The sequence below is a fragment of the Paenibacillus faecalis genome, from assembly GCF_900289175.1.
GTDB classification, from domain to species: Bacteria; Bacillota; Bacilli; order Paenibacillales; family Paenibacillaceae; genus Paenibacillus_AQ; species Paenibacillus_AQ faecalis.
Genome location: NZ_LT985747.1, coordinates 1,528,714 through 1,545,101 on the forward strand (window position 1 = coordinate 1,528,714; position 16,388 = coordinate 1,545,101).

The window sequence follows — 16,388 nt, forward strand, 5'->3', positions numbered from 1 at the left end:
GATCGCTCAATCCTCCTCTTCAACTGCAATTGCAATTTGTGAGTGCATGGAAGTCGACGGCAGATTCTGGCTATCCTCTAGTCTTGCTCGTATGATTTGAGAAAGGTTTCGTACTGTTCTTTCCATTAGGATTTGACGGAGCGAAAGCCGCACTCCTAACGCTTGATCAATCGCATTGACCACTTTGGTAGCCCGGAGCGAATGCCCTCCCAATTCAAAAAAGTTGTCATCGATGCTAATCCGATCAACACCCAATACTTCCCTGAATACTTCAGCAACAGCCGTCTCGACCGCATCGGTAGGGGGATGATATATTTTTCCAGATAAAGTAGCAAAGTCAGGCTTGGGCAAAGCCTTATGATCCAGCTTGCCATTGGCTGTTACCGGCAGCTGGACTAATTGTTCCAGGTGAGATGGAACCATATAAGATGGCAGTTCCTCTTCCATGTATCCTCTGACACGAGCCAGATCAAGTCTGGAAGTAGCTGCTATATAACCGCACAGAAATTTCTCTCCATTCTCCTCCCATACCATAACTGCCGCATCCTGAACATCCGGGAACTTTCGTAACTGGCCAGCAATTTCCTCCAGCTCGATCCGGAAGCCTCTGATCTTTACTTGTTGATCCAATCGTCCAAGGTATTCAATGTTCCCATCGGCTCGCCAGCATCCAAGATCCCCTGTCCGATAAATCCGCTGTCCCGGCAGCAGAGGATGGGACAGGAACCGCTCCGCTGTCTGCTCCGGCTGATTCAGGTAACCTCTGGCCAAGCCCGGACCGCTAATGCATATTTCTCCCGGTACACCGATTCCACATAATCCGCTCTCATTCAGAACATACACCTGCGTGTTCGAGATCGGCTTGCCAATCGGAATCGGCGCCGATCCGCCCTTTCCTATATCAAACGTGACGGCAAATGTAGTGCTCTCGGTTGGACCATATCCGTTAACTAAACGGATATCCCCATTTCTCTCTCGCAGAAGCTGTACATGACGCGATGACACCTGCTCCCCACCGATGATCAGCTGAGTTAACGGATCAAAAGCCTCGACATGTTCCGTGACAATATAATTGAACAAGGAGACCGTCAGCCACATCGTATTGATCTCATAACGGGTAATCGCCTCTTTCAGACTCACCGGATCCATCAGGATCTCTTCCTCCATCAGGAACAGAGTGCCTCCATTCAGCAGCGCCCCCCATATTTCAAACGTCGACGCATCAAAGGACAACGACCCGGTCTGCAAAATTCGAACATCCGTGAAGTCCACATAATTCGTCTGCTTCACCAGCCGGTTCACACTCCGGTGCTCAATCATGACTCCTTTTGGTTCACCTGTAGTACCTGATGTGTATATCAAGTAAGCGACGTCCCCTGCTTTCGCCGGTCCTGCTTCGAACCTTTCCCCAGTTAAACCGGCCTCACCAGCCTCTATATCTGTTTCTGTTTCCACAGCTTCACACGTTCCTCCAGCGACCGCCCCAAGGGATACTTGTACCACCTCGACCTCATCCGCCAGCAACGGCACTTCCCGTTCCCCGGTCAGTACGACCTTGGTTCCGCTGTCTCCAAGCATATAGGTCACACGCCGCTCCGGATACTTCGGATCGATCGGCATATAGGCTCCCCCAGCCTTCAAAATTCCCAGGATGCCTACGATCGTGCTTACCTGCCGCTCCACCATAATCCCGACGTATTCACCACGCTTCACGCCCAATGCCTGCAACTGGCTTGCCAGCCGACCGGAACGCTCATGCAGCTCTCGATACGTTACCTGCTCTTCCTCTGAGACCACGGCGAGCTTCTCCGGTGTATGGGTGACCTGATCTACGAACAAGTCCACCATACTCCGATCGGATGGATAGGCCGTATCTGTTGCGTTGAACTCGTTCAGAATGAAATGCTCTTCCTGTGGAGTGAGCATTGGATAGAGCCGCATCTCTTTTTGTGAATTCGACAATGCGTTAGCCAATAGAACTTGATAATGTGATGCCATCCGTTTTATCGTTTCTTCTCGGAATAGATCCGTGCAATACTCCCAATGCAGTGTGTATCCTTGACCCGTCTCAGCCATGCTTACTGTAAGATCAAAGGTGGATGCCAGACTGGAGGAGTGCATCGGAAGAAGACGGGTAGTACCTGCTGAGAACTCCAGCTGCTGGTCATTAGATACAAACACAACATCGAAAATAGGATTCCGCGAAGGGTCCCTCTCCGGAACGATATTCTCTACCAGCGCATCAAACGGGTACTCCTGATTCTCACCTGCAGCCAGGACCTTATCTTGAATCTGCTGTACAAATGTAAGAAACGTATCTTCTGGATGAATAATTCCCTTGATTGCTAAGGTATTAACAAACATGCCAACCATTTCGTCCGTATCCGGATGTACTCTTCCAGATACAGGACTTCCTACCACAATCGTATTCTGTCTGCTGTATCGATTCATCAGCAGCATGAATACCGACATCAACACCACATATTCAGTAACACCATGATGTCTAGCCAGCTGTTTTATAGCTTCACTGGATGAGGTATCAAGTAAGTAATCTATGCTGCTCCCTTTATGACTTTGCTGGCGCGGTCTAGGAAAATCCGTCTGCAAATCCAGTATCGGCAGTTCTTCGGCAAACTCTTTCAGCCAGTATTGCTCTTGCTTACTCAGATCCTGTCTGCTCTCCCAGACGGCATAATCCTTATACTGCAGCCGCAGCTCTGGCAATTCCTCACCGTTATACAGATGCAGCAAATCACTAATTAACGATTTTTTGGAACCCTCATCGAAAATAATGTGATGTATATCCAGGATCACAATATGTTCATCTGCGGACACCTTACTGACCCCGGCTCGGAATAAAGGCGCAGCAGTCAAGTCAAACGGTCTGACAAATTGCTGCATCATAGCAGAGGCATCATTCTGGTTTGCCTCGACATGCTCAAGCTTGAACGAGACTTGATCATGGATGATCTGCAGAAAATCGCCTTCTTTCGAATGGAAAGAGGTTCTTAACGGTTCGTGACGCTGACACAGTCTCACAAAGGCACGCTCCAGACGTTCCATGTCCAGTGCATCTGTCTTGAACATAAATGGAATGTTATACGTGATGTCGCCGCCCTGCATTTCATGAATGAGGTAGATCCTTCTCTGAACAGAACTCATAGGATAGCTGCCTTCTCTTGGCTGCACTTCAATCGGATCATAGTGACTTGTTGACTGAGCTGTCATAATGAGCCGGGATAGATTTCGGACAGTCTTGGCCGTGAGAATCTCACGTAATGTTAGTCTTTGATTCAGGCGTTTCTCCAGAAAATTAATCAGACGCATGGCTCGGAGCGAGTGTCCTCCCAGATCAAAAAAACTATCATCATGATGCACATGCTCAATGCCCAGCGTTTGTCTGAAGGCTTCCTGGACTACAGCCTCTATCTCATTCCCTGCCTCACTTGATTCCTTGACTCTTTCTATATGGGGCTTCGGCAAAGCCCGTTTGTTAATCTTGCCATTCGTCGTCAACGGAAGGCTCGTTAATTCTGTGATATAAGAAGGGACCATGTAAGCCGGTAGTATTTCGCTTAAGCCTGTTCGGATATCCTGCATGTCTGGGAGATTTTGGCCCACAACATAGCCTGACAGAAATAGCTCGCCCTTGTCTTCTAGCGATATCACCGCCGCATCTTGTACACCTTCCACTTGTCTAAGCCTGCTCTCGACCTCACCAATCTCAACCCGGAAACCCCTGATTTTAACCTGCTCACCGATTCTCCCCAGAAATTCAATATCACCTTGATGGGTCCAGCACGCCAAATCACCGGTACGATACATGCGCTCACCCGGGTAGAACGGGTCATCAACGAACTTTTCAGCGGTCAAATCCGGGAGATTCAAATAACCTCTTGCCACACCTGCACCCGCAATACACAGTTCACCCGGCATGCCAATGCCGCAGAGCTGGTCACCATTAAGAATATATACTCGCGTATTAAAGATAGGCTTGCCAATCAGAACACGGCTGGTTTGGTCACCCTCTTTGAAGTAATAAGCCGTTGCCGTAACCGTCGCCTCGGTAGGTCCATATAAATTGCTAAGTCTATCGATGCTCCCGCCGGTTAAGCCTTCGTATTTCTGGAGTAAATCCAATGTTACGGGCTCGGCTGCTAAGTATAATCTTTCCACATTCATTAATGGCTCTACTTTGTTGTGTGCCTCTGCATACTCCAATACGATCCGCAGCATGGAAGGAATCAGGGCGATGTGACTGTAGGGCATTAGCTCAAGCAATTGCTCTGGGTCCTGATGCTGCCAATCACTAACGATTCTCAGCCTGCTGCCCGCAAGCAGGCAAGGGAATATTTCCCACACCGACCCATCGAAAACATGCGTTGTTTTCTGAATAATGACACTGTCCGGACCATAGTTGCCCTCTGTCATCTGCCAGATGGATTGATTAACAACATTCCGGTGCTCGATCATAACTCCTTTTGGTGTTCCCGTTGTCCCTGAAGTATAAATCACATAAGCTAAGTGCTCAGGGGTCGCCACCGGCTCAGCATTCATCTCGGAGACTTCCGAGTTTTCCAGAAGATTAATGACCGTCATTTCATGTAAAGATACCGCAGCCTTTTCACTTCCGTGACCTGTCAATATACACTGGACCCGGCTGTCCTGAAGCATGTAGCGGATACGTTCAACCGGATAACTAGGATCAATGGGCAGATACGCTCCTCCAGCCTTCAAAATTCCAATCATGCCAATGATCATTTCAATCGATCGCTCCAGTACGAGACCTACGATCTGATCCGGACCGGTTCCTAGATCCCTTAGCCTTTGGGCAACGCTGTTAGCTCTAGCATTTAGCTCTCCGTAAGAAAGGGCTTTCATCTCATGTTCAACAGCAATCCGCTCAGGGGATCTAGCCGCCTGCTCCTCAAATAATGTAACGATTGTCTGCTGTTCCGGAAGGGGAAATACCGTATCATTAAATGCTTTCAATATCCTATTTTTTTCATCTGTACTCAATAACTCTATCTGAGTGATCCTCTGATCCGGGTTTTGTAATGCATGCTTAACCACATGACTAAAATGCTCCGCCATCGCACAGATCGTCGCTTCGTGGAAAAGAGATGTGCAATACTCCCAGTTCAGTGCATATCCCTCGGGTACTTCCTCGACGCTTAAAGTTAAGTCAAAAGAAGCTGCAACACTGTCCGTAGAAACAAAAGAACAGTCCAGCCCGCCGATAGAGACTGGGGTCTTTTCATGATTCTGAAGTACAAACATGACATCAAATAAAGGATTCCGGGAAGGGTCACGTTCTACCCCCGTCTTCTCTACCAATCGTTCGAACGGATATTCCTGATGCTCATATGCTTTGAGGCACTGCTCACGCACCTGATGGAATAATTCACGGAATGTCTGTTCCTCCCGCAGGTTTCCCTTCATTGCTAGAGTGTTCACAAACATGCCCAACATATGCTCGGTTTCCGGATGTACCCGGCCTGCAATGGGACTGCCAACAATGATTTCATCCTGCCGACTGTAGCGGCTAAGCAGATACATAAAGCAGGATAACAGAATCATATATTCTGTCATTCCACTATTCCGGCTCCATTGCTTCATGATTTCTTTTACTTCAGTGTTCAGATAAGTCGTAATACTGCTGCCTTCGAAGCTTTGCTGCTGGGGTCTTGGGTAATCGGTCTTTAGATCCAGGACCGGAATATCACCCGCATATTGCTCTAACCAATAGCTTTCTTGAGCCTGCATATCTCGTGTATTGTGCCAAGAACTATAATCCTTGTACTGCACCTTTAGTGGCGGCAGTTCATCTCTATTGTAGTAACGAGCCAAATCTTGAAGAAGGATTGTTTTGGACCCGTCATCAAAAATAATATGATGAAGATCAAACATCAGAAACGTAGTGTCTTCAGATATCTCAATCATCTCCACACGCATCAATGGAGCCTGGTTCAGATCGAATGGCTGTACAAAATTTCGAAGCAGTTCCGGCAGATCATTCTGTTTACCTTTTGAAAAACTTAGTGTCAGCTCCACTTCATCTTCAATTACCTGCTGAAAATGGCCCTGATCATATGTAAAGCGGGTTCTTAACAATTCGTGGCGCTGGCATAACCGACTCAATGCATCGTATAGAAGGTTCAAATCAAGCTTGCCTTCGACCCTTACCACAAACGGAACATTATAGGCCACGCTGTCCGCATTCATCTGCTGAATGATATACATCCTCTTCTGTGTATAGCTCATAGGATAGCTGCTGTTGGCAGACTGCTGCACTTCAAGCGGCTCGTATGAGATATCAGTCTTTTCAAAAGAATTTGTGATCAAATGATGTAACTGACGTGCTGTTGGGGCATTGAACACATCGCGAATCGCTAGCCTTGTCCCATATTTTTGCTCTACTAAATTCACAAGCCTTGTTGCCCTCAAAGAATTGCCGCCTAATTCAAAAAAACTATCATCCATACCAATGACCGAGATACCGAGCACTTCCTCAAAAATTGCAATCAGTCCAGCTTCCGATGGATTGCTTGGAGCCACATAGGCCTTTAAGCTTATGAACTCCGGTTTAGGGAGCGCCTGTTTATCCAGCTTTCCATTTTTGGTTACGGGCAGGCTGTCCAGTTTAAGAATTTGCGAAGGAATCATATATTCAGGCATAAATTCGCTTAATTTTTCTTTGATCTGACGAGTGTCCAATGTATCGCTACCTATAACATAACCGCATAAATACGGATAACCGTAATCTTCCCTCTTGATCACAACAGCATTGTATACACCGTCGATGCTGCGAAGCTTGCTGCTCACCTCAGCCAGCTCGATCCGATAACCTCTAATTTTGACCTGATCATCGAGCCTTCCCAAATATTTAAGCGTCCCCCCTTCCATCCAACATGCCAGATCTCCTGTACGATACATTTTCTCGCCAGGTATATATGGGTTGTCTACAAATCGTTCTTTCGTTAATTCTGGTTTATTAATATAACCTCGGGTAACTCCATCTCCTCCGATATATAATTCCCCTGGCATGCCTACACCGCAGATCCCATTGTCATTTATGATATAAATAGAAGTATTGGATATTGGTTTTCCAATATGCACCTCATCCAGACACTCATCCGTTGGAATCATGTAGGATGTAGCAAATACGGTAGCCTCGGTTGGACCGTAACAGTTAACTAGCTGAGTTCTTCCTCTGGAGCCCTCATTAAAACGCTTGGCCAACTCTAGCGGCATTGCCTCTCCCGAAAGCACAATGCGCTTCAGTGATGAAAGATCGTCCCAATCAGCTATCAGCGTGAACTCTTCCAATACAGAAGGTACAAAGGATGTACGAGTCACCTTGTATTCCTTAATGGCCTTCATGATTTGGACAGGCTCTTTCTCATCTTCCTTGGGTAATAACACCACTTTGGCACCAGCCAAACATCCCACAAAAATTTCCCAAATAGATAAATCAAAAGCATAAGTCGTTTTATGTAAAATAATATCCTCTGGCGAAAATCCATCCTGCAGCATCCATTGGGTAAAGTTGACCAGATTCCGATTTTCAACCATAACCCCTTTGGGAAAACCTGTAGTTCCCGAAGTATAAATGACATAGGCCAAATTACCTGGGGCTGATATATGCTCCAAATTGTCTGCCCGTCCTTCATCCCCGATGGATAATGGAATTATAATGATATCTTCCTTCGCAGCTAGAATTCCCCGATATTTCTCTTCAATCAGCACCACCGACACTTTACTGTTCTCCAATAAATAATGTATACGCTGAACAGGTAGTTCCGGATCAATAGGCAAATAAGCTGCACCGGATTTTAACACCCCGTATAGACCAACCATCATCGGAATCGACCTGTCTGTTATAACCCCTACAATGACATCCGGCTTTGCTCCTGCCTCCCTCAAGATTTGTCCAACACGATTAGCTCTTGAATTGAACTCCCTATAAGTTAGAGTCTCTTCTTTAAATTCCAGAGCAATGTGGTCCGAATGCTTGTCCACCTGTTCCTCGAACAACTCAATATAAGTTCTGTCCTTGCAATTGTTGCTGTAATTATCATTGAACTGAGCCAATACCTCCTCCATCTCAGTCTCACCGATCAGTCTGATTTCTTTAAGAGCAACTGATGTATTATGTAGCATCTGCGCGATTATTGTGGATAACCGTAAATGTATTCGTTCCAGCATCCTTTCAGTGATGGAATCCGAATGAATACGATATGCAATCCAAAAGAGATCCATTTCTTGACTAATGGCCGCAGTTATATCATGTCCGTCGCCTGTTCTCATACCTCCTGATAAATCCATCAAAATGTTCATATTATCGGAAGCATGATCCCATTGAGAAACATTCTTTAGATTTTCATCAAAAATTTGACTTAAAAAGTCTAACACAGACTTCTCCATATCAACTTGGATATTTAGCGGGAAAATAGTCCCGGAAGGGTCTTTAATCCTAACATCAGCATTATTACCTGTCATGAGGCTGTGATAGTAACCCCATATAACGGCATATAAGCGGGTTATATCCACATGATGAAGTACACAGAAATGCTTGATCCGTTGTGACAATGATTCCTCCAAACTAAATCTGAAAGCGTGCCTAAGTTCGACCATGCACTCTCTCTCCTTTCGAGAAATTACATTTTTTGAATATTTTAAATAAATCCAAAAAAAAATCTCTAACTTCAAAATATAGTCTTAAATAACCATATTCTTCAGAAAAAGAGATTTTCCTTCATAATCTTCCATATTGTCAAATAATCTTATATATTAGCTTTAGACATTCAGAATCGGCTGTATCAATTCAGTTGTGATTGCCTCATTTATCTTTTTTGCTACATCCTTCACCTCGGTGTGAATAAAAAAGTGATGATTGCCCATATGATGATACATGCAAAACTTCGAGGTCAGAGCAGCCCAGTCATAGATTTGCCCCTGTTGATTCTCCTGATCGGAAAACAGCACTGTGATATTGGTGCTAATCAGTTCTCTGGATTCCTTGTACTTATACCGGGAGTATAGCCTGAGATCGCCCAGAAATTTAGGCATTACCCAGTCCAGCAAATCCTGATACTCCGTTTTGGGCAAAGTCCATCCCATGATTTTCAGGTTAGCCTCCAGCCGTTTCCGCGCCGTTACATCATCAAAATCATAGGGAACATGTCGGTTAGGCGGTACATGTGCTGCAAAAAACATGTGTATCGGTTTTCTATCTGTTCGCCGGACAATCTCATAATAGACTTCGTAAGCGATCAAGCTACCCATGCTATAACCAAAAATAGCAAAGGGCTGATCATTGGTTAACCTTATGATTTGTGTAACTACCTCGTTAAGCATTTCATCAAAAGTATCATTTTTTTCAATATCTATAACATGGTTATATTCAACAGGAATGATCTCAATCCAGTCCGATAAGCCCAAGGCTAGATCATGGAACATGGATGAGTTCCCCCCAGCATAAGGCAAGCAAAACAATTGGACCCTTTTCATTTTTGTACTCTTTCCCCTCCCACTGGATTACAATCTATGTTAAGCATTGGAAGTCAGCGGTTCTTCTCTCTTTGCACGGAACACCAGCAGTTTTTTCATAATGATGGAGATCATGATTGTGATAAACCCAATCGCCAAGACGAGGATATATAAGCGGTCTGTAAACTGATCCATCAATGTACCCATTACAATTTGACCGATCGGAACCGCGCATGTCGAAATGGTTAGAAGAATGGCCATTACCTTGCCAAGTAGAGCATTCGGTGTTTGCTGCTGCAGTAGAGTAGTGAAAAATATGTTTACCAGAGTAAGAACAAACATGATTAGCATGGCACATAAGGAAAACACGATATATTCCAAAAAGGGGACGTCACCTGCACTCAGGAAGGTCGGATAAATAGCACCTGCCATCGGAATAAATATGATTCCGCAGCCTAGAAAGCACATGTACAGATTACTCACCTTGAGCTTGCCCGCGATCCAGCCTATGGCCGCAGCAGCCATAATCATGCTTAATGAAATTCCCCCTTGGGTGTAGCCAAAATACTGATCATCCATATTCATCAGCACTTTAACAATATAGGGAATACCCACTAGAAACAGCGGCGTAATAAACAGGTTGATGGAAGCGGCGATCAGAATGATTTTCAACAGAAACGGATTGTCTTTACGAATATAATTAAAACCAGCCGACAGATCCATAACGATTGTTTTGAAAGTACCGTGCTGTCGTACCTTTGGAGTAAAGGGCATCCTGATAAAGCACTCGATGATCGCGGCTATTAAAAAGCATATAAAGGTAATGCCTACAATCATCTTGATGCCTGTAAAGCCGTATAACAATCCTCCTAAAACAGGCCCCGCAAAATTGGTGATTGCATTGATTCCAGAGACTGCGCCATTCGCTTTAATCAGGTCCTTCTCTTCAACCAATACCGGTATGCTTGCCTGTACTGTCGGTTGGTAAAATGTGCTCACTAAGGCCAGAATCGTCATAACAATCCCGATCAGCGGTACCATATCTTGACTCAAATAGAGAAAAACCAGTAAGCCTCCAGTAACCATGCTGCTGATCAGATCAAACAGAACCATTAAGTTTCTGCGATTCATTCGGTCAGCAATTACTCCTCCTATGGGAGACAGTAGTATGGTGGGCAATGTTGAAATTGCCAACAGCAATGCAAAAATCTCAGCTGAACCTGTTAGGTCAAGAATAAACAGCGACAAAGCAAAACGAAGAATGGAGCTTCCGAACAAGGTAATAATCTGTCCAATCAGGATCAAATTAAAATCACGACTAAATCCTAATTTGATAACAATCCCTCCTCACATTCATCGCGAGTCTACCTGAATTGATAATTGATAAAGGCACTAATAATTGCACAGATCCCGAACAAAATGAACCACCCCGCCCATTTGTTCTTGACCCGCTTTCGACGGCTATCCAGCAACCCCCAAATACCGATCAGCAGCACAATGACAGAAAAGGTAATCCCCACGATCCAGCCTGCCATCTTCTTAACCCTCCTTCTATTCTCTAACCTGAAATTCATTTCGTTCCTAGGTATCCGGGTGATCGTTACCCTTTATCGCTTTCAAGTGGACAGTGCCTCCCCGAATATCAATCCTTATCGTTTTGGTTCCATTTTTATAGACATATCGCCCTTTTTCTCCATTTATCGTTGTTACATGAAATTCATTTTTGAATTTACCTGACCGTTGATTTAGCAGAAGTTCAAATCCCTCATTGTCTGGGATAGCAATTACGGTTTTTGCACCAGTAGACACCGTATTTATGCTTTCTGGCATCGTCAGGCATTCCAAGTTTATGCCCCTTCCCGAGTTCGTAGTTTCAACTTGAAGGAATTGTCCGGACATCTGAACCTTGGTTGCGGTAGACTGAACCTTGAGCCTCTCTACCTTAAGATCCTTTCCGGTAATGTTCGAACCAGTGGCATGGAGTTCAAGCTCCTTGATGTCTCCAGATAATACTGCATTCCCCGAAGTGATTTTGCACTGACAACGGAGGACTTGAATAGTGTCGATAAATAGATTCCCTCCTGTCATGCTTACCATCAAGGCATCGAAAAGTCTGTTCGGAACATGGACTTCAAGCTCCGTCCTACCGAGGTTCAATCCGATAGGCAGCCCTTTTTTTCTCCCGTCAGAAATCATCAGTCTGTCGCCCTGTACGGACACTTCCAATAGTTTTCGTTCAGGATAACGGGTGCCTGCAAGCTGTACAACATGGATCGACTCGTCCTTACTGGGGAAGATTCGAATGTCTCCTGACAGCCAGTAAACATGAAAGTGTGTAACGGGTTGATCGATAACTTCCTGCTTGCGAATGGTAAGTCCGCTGCTCATCTGCATATCTTTTATCCCCCGATTCTTGGATATAAGTTTCGTCTAATCTGTCTCCATCGTATGAACTCTCTGCATCAACTCAATGACAACAGATGTACCGGCAACGATCAATATGACAGTGAGAACCAGCAAAAGCAAACTGTTTTGAAGACTGCCAATAACAGCATTCCCAACAATCGCACATAACAAGAAAGAAGATACGATTGCAGCAGGCGTCGATTTTCGAACAAAACCGATTCTCATGGCAATGAGACTGATTACGTTCGCACTGACGATCAGTACAAAGATCGTTGAAAGCATAGATATAAACAAATCCAGAGATAACCGGTCATTGACAATGGGTACAAATGATTCAGTTACACTGAATATCAGCAGTGGCACAATACTTCCCAAAATCATTGCTACCATGGAAAAAACGGAGACCAGTATAATTTTAGCCAACAGCATTTTTTTTCGATTGACCGGATAAGTAAACAGCAAGAGTAGCCGATTTCCGGCGTATTCCTCAATGACTACCCGCGAATATATGACCGAAGACAAGATGCAAAAACAAATCATGCTGATAATGGAAGTAAACAGGAAGATGTTCGGATATGTCTGGAAATCAGGCTCCTTTTCCACCTGAGCTACATAAGATATAAAATAAATAAAAACAACAAGCCCGAGTGAAATCAAGATACTCGCCTTTACATAGGTGTGCATCCGATGCCTCTGAAGCTCGAGACGTATGAGTTTATGCACTCTCTGTCCCTCCGTTCGTGACCTTGAAAAAATATTCTTCCAGCCCATTTTCAAACTGTGCCTGAATGTCTGTCATGGTTTCCTCGCAAACGACGGTGCCGTTAAGAATAATTCCAATAATATCGGCAATATACTCCAATTCCGAAATGATATGACTGGAAATAAGAATGGACATTCCATGATCATTCACCAGACTTTTGAACAAAACCCGCATCTCGCGGATGGCTAACGGATCAAGTCCATTGATTGGCTCATCCAGAATTAATAGCTGGGGCTTGTGCACAATCGCCCTAGCAATGGCAAGCCGCTGGCGCATGCCAAGCGAGAATGTAGAGACCGGCTGCTGACCTGTATGACTCAGACCTACCATCTCAAGAACCTGACTAGCATCCCGTTCTTCCATATTCATATAAGCCAGATGGAGATCGAGATTCTTTTGGGCCGATAAATGTTCAAAAAAAACAGGAACTTCAATCAGGCTTCCTATCCGGCTCAATACCTGATCCCTTTGGGTCAAAATATCCATCCCGAGGACTTTTGCAGTTCCTGCGGTTGGTTTAAGCAATCCCGTCAGCATCTTCATCACGGTCGTTTTTCCCGCTCCATTAGGTCCCAAAAAACCATAGATTTTACCTTGTGGCAGATGAATTGAACAATTCCGAATAACCTCCCGGCCTGCAAAGGTTTTGACTAAGCCCTTCGCCTCAACAATCATACCGTTACTCAACATCCACATAGCCTCCTGTATGGGCATGGCGATCCGTAATTCGCTGGATCAACTGATCACTTACAATGTCCGCCCCCATGAGCCGCATCATATGCTGTAAGAACTTTAGACGCTCGAGCGTCTGCTCGCGGTTCCGCTCAAAGAGCAGAGGGTTGATCCAAATGTTAACCAGAAGCATGAAAATTTCTGCACATTCCAAGGGATACTCAACAACGATGGAGCCATCACGTTTGCCCTCCTGCATAATATCGGCAATAATCAGAGCATCCTTCTGCACCCCCTTCTTAATTCCGGCCAGGACAAACTGCGGATTCTTAATCTGTGTGCTTAATACCTGATCAATGGAGTTGGATTGAATGCCGGGATCGATAATGATATTTTCCAAAATGTTAACCAGCTTCTCCCTTGCAGTGGGTGCATGCGTATTCCGGATTAATTCGATGAACATGTTCTCAGCTCGCCCAAGCTCCTTTTTCATCACCGCCGTCAAAATGTCTTCCTTCGACTTGAAGTGATGATAAATGGCTCCTTTAGATATGCCAAGCTCATCAATAATGTCCTGAATGCTGGTTTTTTCGTATCCCTTCTCGGTAAACATCCGGGTGGAAACTGTCAAAATCTGGTCCAATGTTTGCTCGGGGTATTTGTTTCTGGCCATAGTAACCTCCTCTTACATACCGACCGTTGGTATGTATAGAATAAAGTATGATATTTTAGCTGTCAATATGTGTATTTTCCACCGATCCATTTCACACTTCAAAAATGGAGATAGGATGGTTATATAGAATTTCATTCACATTAATCATTTCAAAGGAGTCCGGAAATGTTTGTCGAACAGAACAAACGGACAATTTATAGGTGTCTTCAAGCAGATATTGTTTAAAATAAAAAGTATCATTAGATATGTTTTGTACAATTGAAATATGGCCATCCATATTATTTATGTTCATGGAAAAGGAGTTCGGTGGAATAGACAAGCCTAATCCTAATGCTTTAACGAAACTTTCCTTTAACGTCCAAATGTCAAAGAAAAAATTTTTTTGTAACTCCTGGGGCTGCAGTAAATACTGTTGATATTCCTGTTCTGAAAAAACATATTTACAAATATTGAAATCTATCGGAGTAATTTCCTCAACATCAATACCAACACAGGTTTCACCCAATACACAAACCACCCACTTACCTGAATGAGAAAGATTAAACATAATGTCGCAATCATCGATAAATGGCTTGCCGAATTTATTATAAACAAATTTGATACTGTGAATTGGTTTTGATGTTTTACATGCAACCAAGCGTCGAATGAGCAGGTCGGATAGTAATCCACGATACTTGTCTTCCTTCTTCATAAATTTTTCAATTTTCCGTTGTTTACTTTGATCAACGATCTTAAGTAATTGATGATAAACCACAGGATTGATAAATTCAGGAACTTTGACGGCATAAATCTCCAAGCGGCTTGTCCTCCTTTTAAATTCACTACAATTTATTGAAAGATACAGTCTATTTCCTGAATGTCTTCATCGGTTAAATGAACATCTAATGTTTTCAGATTGCTTAATACTTGTTCAGCTCTTTTGGCGCCTGGAATAACGACATCAATAGCATCGCGCGTCAAATACCATGCCAGGACAATATGAGCCACTTCTGCTTGTTTATCATGAGCCAGCTTCCGCAGCTTTTCTACTTTCTCCAGGTTCTGTACAAATTGCTCTCCTTGCAGATGCGGCATGTCAGAACGAAGATCGTTGAATACCGTATCTTTATTGTATTTTCCCGCCAATATCCCGGCTGCCAGAGGGAAGTACGGTACAAATGAAATATTGTTCTCTTTGACGTATGGAAGCAATTCTTTCTCGGCGGAACGCTGCAGTAAGTTATATTCACCTTGATACACATCGACATAGCCGTCTTTATTGGCTTCCTTTAACTGATCCATGGAAAAGTTGGAAACACCAATCGCTCTGATTTTTCCTTCGTCTTTTAATTGCTTTAATGCGCCAACGGCTTCATCTTTCGGTGTATCCTGATCCGGAAAATGAATGTAATATAAATCAATATAGTCGGTTTGTAGCCGCTTTAAGCTATCTTCAACGGATTGCTTTAAAAATGCTGGAGAGTTATCAAATACAACATCCTGTCCATCCATTTTATGCGCGCCTTTCGTTGCAAGAATGATTTCGCTGCGTGCTCCCGTTTCTTTAATTACTTCTCCGACTAATTCTTCAGAACGGCCTGGCCCGTAAATAAAAGCGGTATCCATAAAATTAATTCCCTGATCGATCGCTGTCCGCACAAGCTCCTTTCCTGCTTGCTCATCCAAGTTAGGATAAAGATTATGACCGCCAACCGCATTCGTACCCAATCCAATCGGATTGACAAACATGCCTGTCTGTCCAATTTGTGTGCGTTTACTCATCCTTACCAGTCCTTTCTTTTTCTTGATTTGTAGGAGACAAGATAAAAAAACAACAAGGCAAGAGCTGATTTTAAAATAAAGAGCCTATTTCCGCTGTTATTTCATGAATTCCTGCAATAACTTCCCGGCGGAAACTTCGTATTTTCTCATATCGTTCACCTCGTCTCTAAATTTATCTTAAGCTACTTCCAAAATTGATTTCAACCATAAGGCTTTTGTTTCTCCCTCCCATGCCCAAAAAAACCCCGATGAATTCATCGGGGTTTTAAGGTGTATGATTTCATTATACGTTCTAATTATCCTTAAAGAAATACGTCCCTCTATGAAGAACCCTGAAGCCGCTTCTTCTTGGGCAAATATTTCTGGATTGTCCGAATTCCTTCGTCATTGATCGCATAGTACATGCATAATTCTCCGTTAGCGTCCAACTCATAATGAACCTCATCAATCAGTCCGTTTGCCTGCAATGACAACATATGATCTACAAAGTTCTCCCTTGTAAATTGCCGTTCTCCACCATATTCGCTTTTCAAAGCATTCATCGCATCATCAATATTTGCCTGCTGCACAGTGGACATGAAGAGCAGCACCCGGGAGCGGATCGGTAACAACGCCATTTGC

The 16,388-nt window shown here is 44.1% G+C and carries 11 protein-coding genes; all 11 read right to left on the minus strand.

All coding sequences use genetic code 11. From position 1 onward, the window contains the following. Positions 1-6 precede the first annotated feature (6 nt). Positions 7-8,637, minus strand: a complete 8,631-nt coding sequence (locus C8268_RS07385; RefSeq protein WP_106767072.1) for a non-ribosomal peptide synthetase — start codon at positions 8,635-8,637, stop codon at positions 7-9. A gap of 162 nt (positions 8,638-8,799) precedes the next feature. Continuing rightward, positions 8,800-9,513 carry a thioesterase II family protein gene (locus C8268_RS07390; RefSeq protein WP_106767073.1) on the minus strand — a complete coding sequence of 238 codons (714 nt, stop codon included), beginning with the start codon at positions 9,511-9,513 and terminating at the stop codon, positions 8,800-8,802. Positions 9,514-9,552: 39 nt separating this feature from the next. After that, positions 9,553-10,797, minus strand: coding sequence for an MFS transporter (locus C8268_RS07395; RefSeq protein WP_234032693.1), 1,245 nt, complete (start codon positions 10,795-10,797; stop codon positions 9,553-9,555). Positions 10,798-10,856: 59 nt separating this feature from the next. After that, positions 10,857-11,027, minus strand: a complete 171-nt coding sequence (locus tag C8268_RS22930; protein WP_199794823.1) for a hypothetical protein — start codon at positions 11,025-11,027, stop codon at positions 10,857-10,859. Between the two features lie 46 nt (positions 11,028-11,073). After that, complete coding sequence (locus tag C8268_RS07400; protein ID WP_106767075.1) at positions 11,074-11,886, minus strand: DUF4097 family beta strand repeat-containing protein; 813 nt, start codon at positions 11,884-11,886, stop codon at positions 11,074-11,076. Between the two features lie 36 nt (positions 11,887-11,922). Beyond that, a complete protein-coding gene (locus C8268_RS07405) occupies positions 11,923-12,621 on the minus strand; it encodes an ABC transporter permease (RefSeq protein ID WP_106767076.1) in 699 nt (232 codons plus the stop codon). After that, the gene (locus C8268_RS07410) at positions 12,614-13,351 is read right to left on the minus strand and encodes an ABC transporter ATP-binding protein (protein WP_106767077.1); all 738 of its coding nucleotides are present in this window, start codon (positions 13,349-13,351) and stop codon (positions 12,614-12,616) included. Before C8268_RS07410 ends, C8268_RS07405 begins: the two co-directional genes overlap by 8 nt. Continuing rightward, positions 13,341-14,006 (minus strand): TetR/AcrR family transcriptional regulator, encoded by a 666-nt coding sequence (locus C8268_RS07415; RefSeq protein ID WP_106767078.1) that lies wholly within the window; start codon positions 14,004-14,006, stop codon positions 13,341-13,343. Before C8268_RS07415 ends, C8268_RS07410 begins: the two co-directional genes overlap by 11 nt. Positions 14,007-14,097: 91 nt before the next feature. Beyond that, on the minus strand, positions 14,098-14,802 hold the full coding sequence (locus C8268_RS07420; RefSeq protein ID WP_106767079.1) for a 4'-phosphopantetheinyl transferase family protein: 705 nt from the start codon (positions 14,800-14,802) through the stop codon (positions 14,098-14,100). Positions 14,803-14,834: 32 nt separating this feature from the next. Beyond that, positions 14,835-15,767 (minus strand): aldo/keto reductase, encoded by a 933-nt coding sequence (locus tag C8268_RS07425; RefSeq protein WP_106767080.1) that lies wholly within the window; start codon positions 15,765-15,767, stop codon positions 14,835-14,837. A 320-nt stretch (positions 15,768-16,087) separates the two neighbouring features. After that, a complete protein-coding gene (locus C8268_RS07430) occupies positions 16,088-16,384 on the minus strand; it encodes a hypothetical protein (RefSeq protein WP_106767081.1) in 297 nt (98 codons plus the stop codon). Positions 16,385-16,388 lie beyond the last annotated feature (4 nt).

What these genes read in the sequence shown, in the direction of transcription:
- C8268_RS07385 (WP_106767072.1), bottom strand. Translation starts at nt 8,637, where the DNA reads ATGGTCGAACTTAGGCACGCTTTCAGATTTAGTTTGGAGGAATCATTG.
- C8268_RS07390 (WP_106767073.1), bottom strand. Translation starts at nt 9,513, where the DNA reads ATGAAAAGGGTCCAATTGTTTTGCTTGCCTTATGCTGGGGGGAACTCA.
- C8268_RS07400 (WP_106767075.1), bottom strand. Translation starts at nt 11,886, where the DNA reads ATGCAGATGAGCAGCGGACTTACCATTCGCAAGCAGGAAGTTATCGAT.
- C8268_RS07425 (WP_106767080.1), bottom strand. Translation starts at nt 15,767, where the DNA reads ATGAGTAAACGCACACAAATTGGACAGACAGGCATGTTTGTCAATCCG.
- C8268_RS07430 (WP_106767081.1), bottom strand. Translation starts at nt 16,384, where the DNA reads ATGGCGTTGTTACCGATCCGCTCCCGGGTGCTGCTCTTCATGTCCACT.
- C8268_RS22930 (WP_199794823.1), bottom strand. Translation starts at nt 11,027, where the DNA reads ATGGCAGGCTGGATCGTGGGGATTACCTTTTCTGTCATTGTGCTGCTG.
- C8268_RS07415 (WP_106767078.1), bottom strand. Translation starts at nt 14,006, where the DNA reads ATGGCCAGAAACAAATACCCCGAGCAAACATTGGACCAGATTTTGACA.
- C8268_RS07410 (WP_106767077.1), bottom strand. Translation starts at nt 13,351, where the DNA reads ATGTTGAGTAACGGTATGATTGTTGAGGCGAAGGGCTTAGTCAAAACC.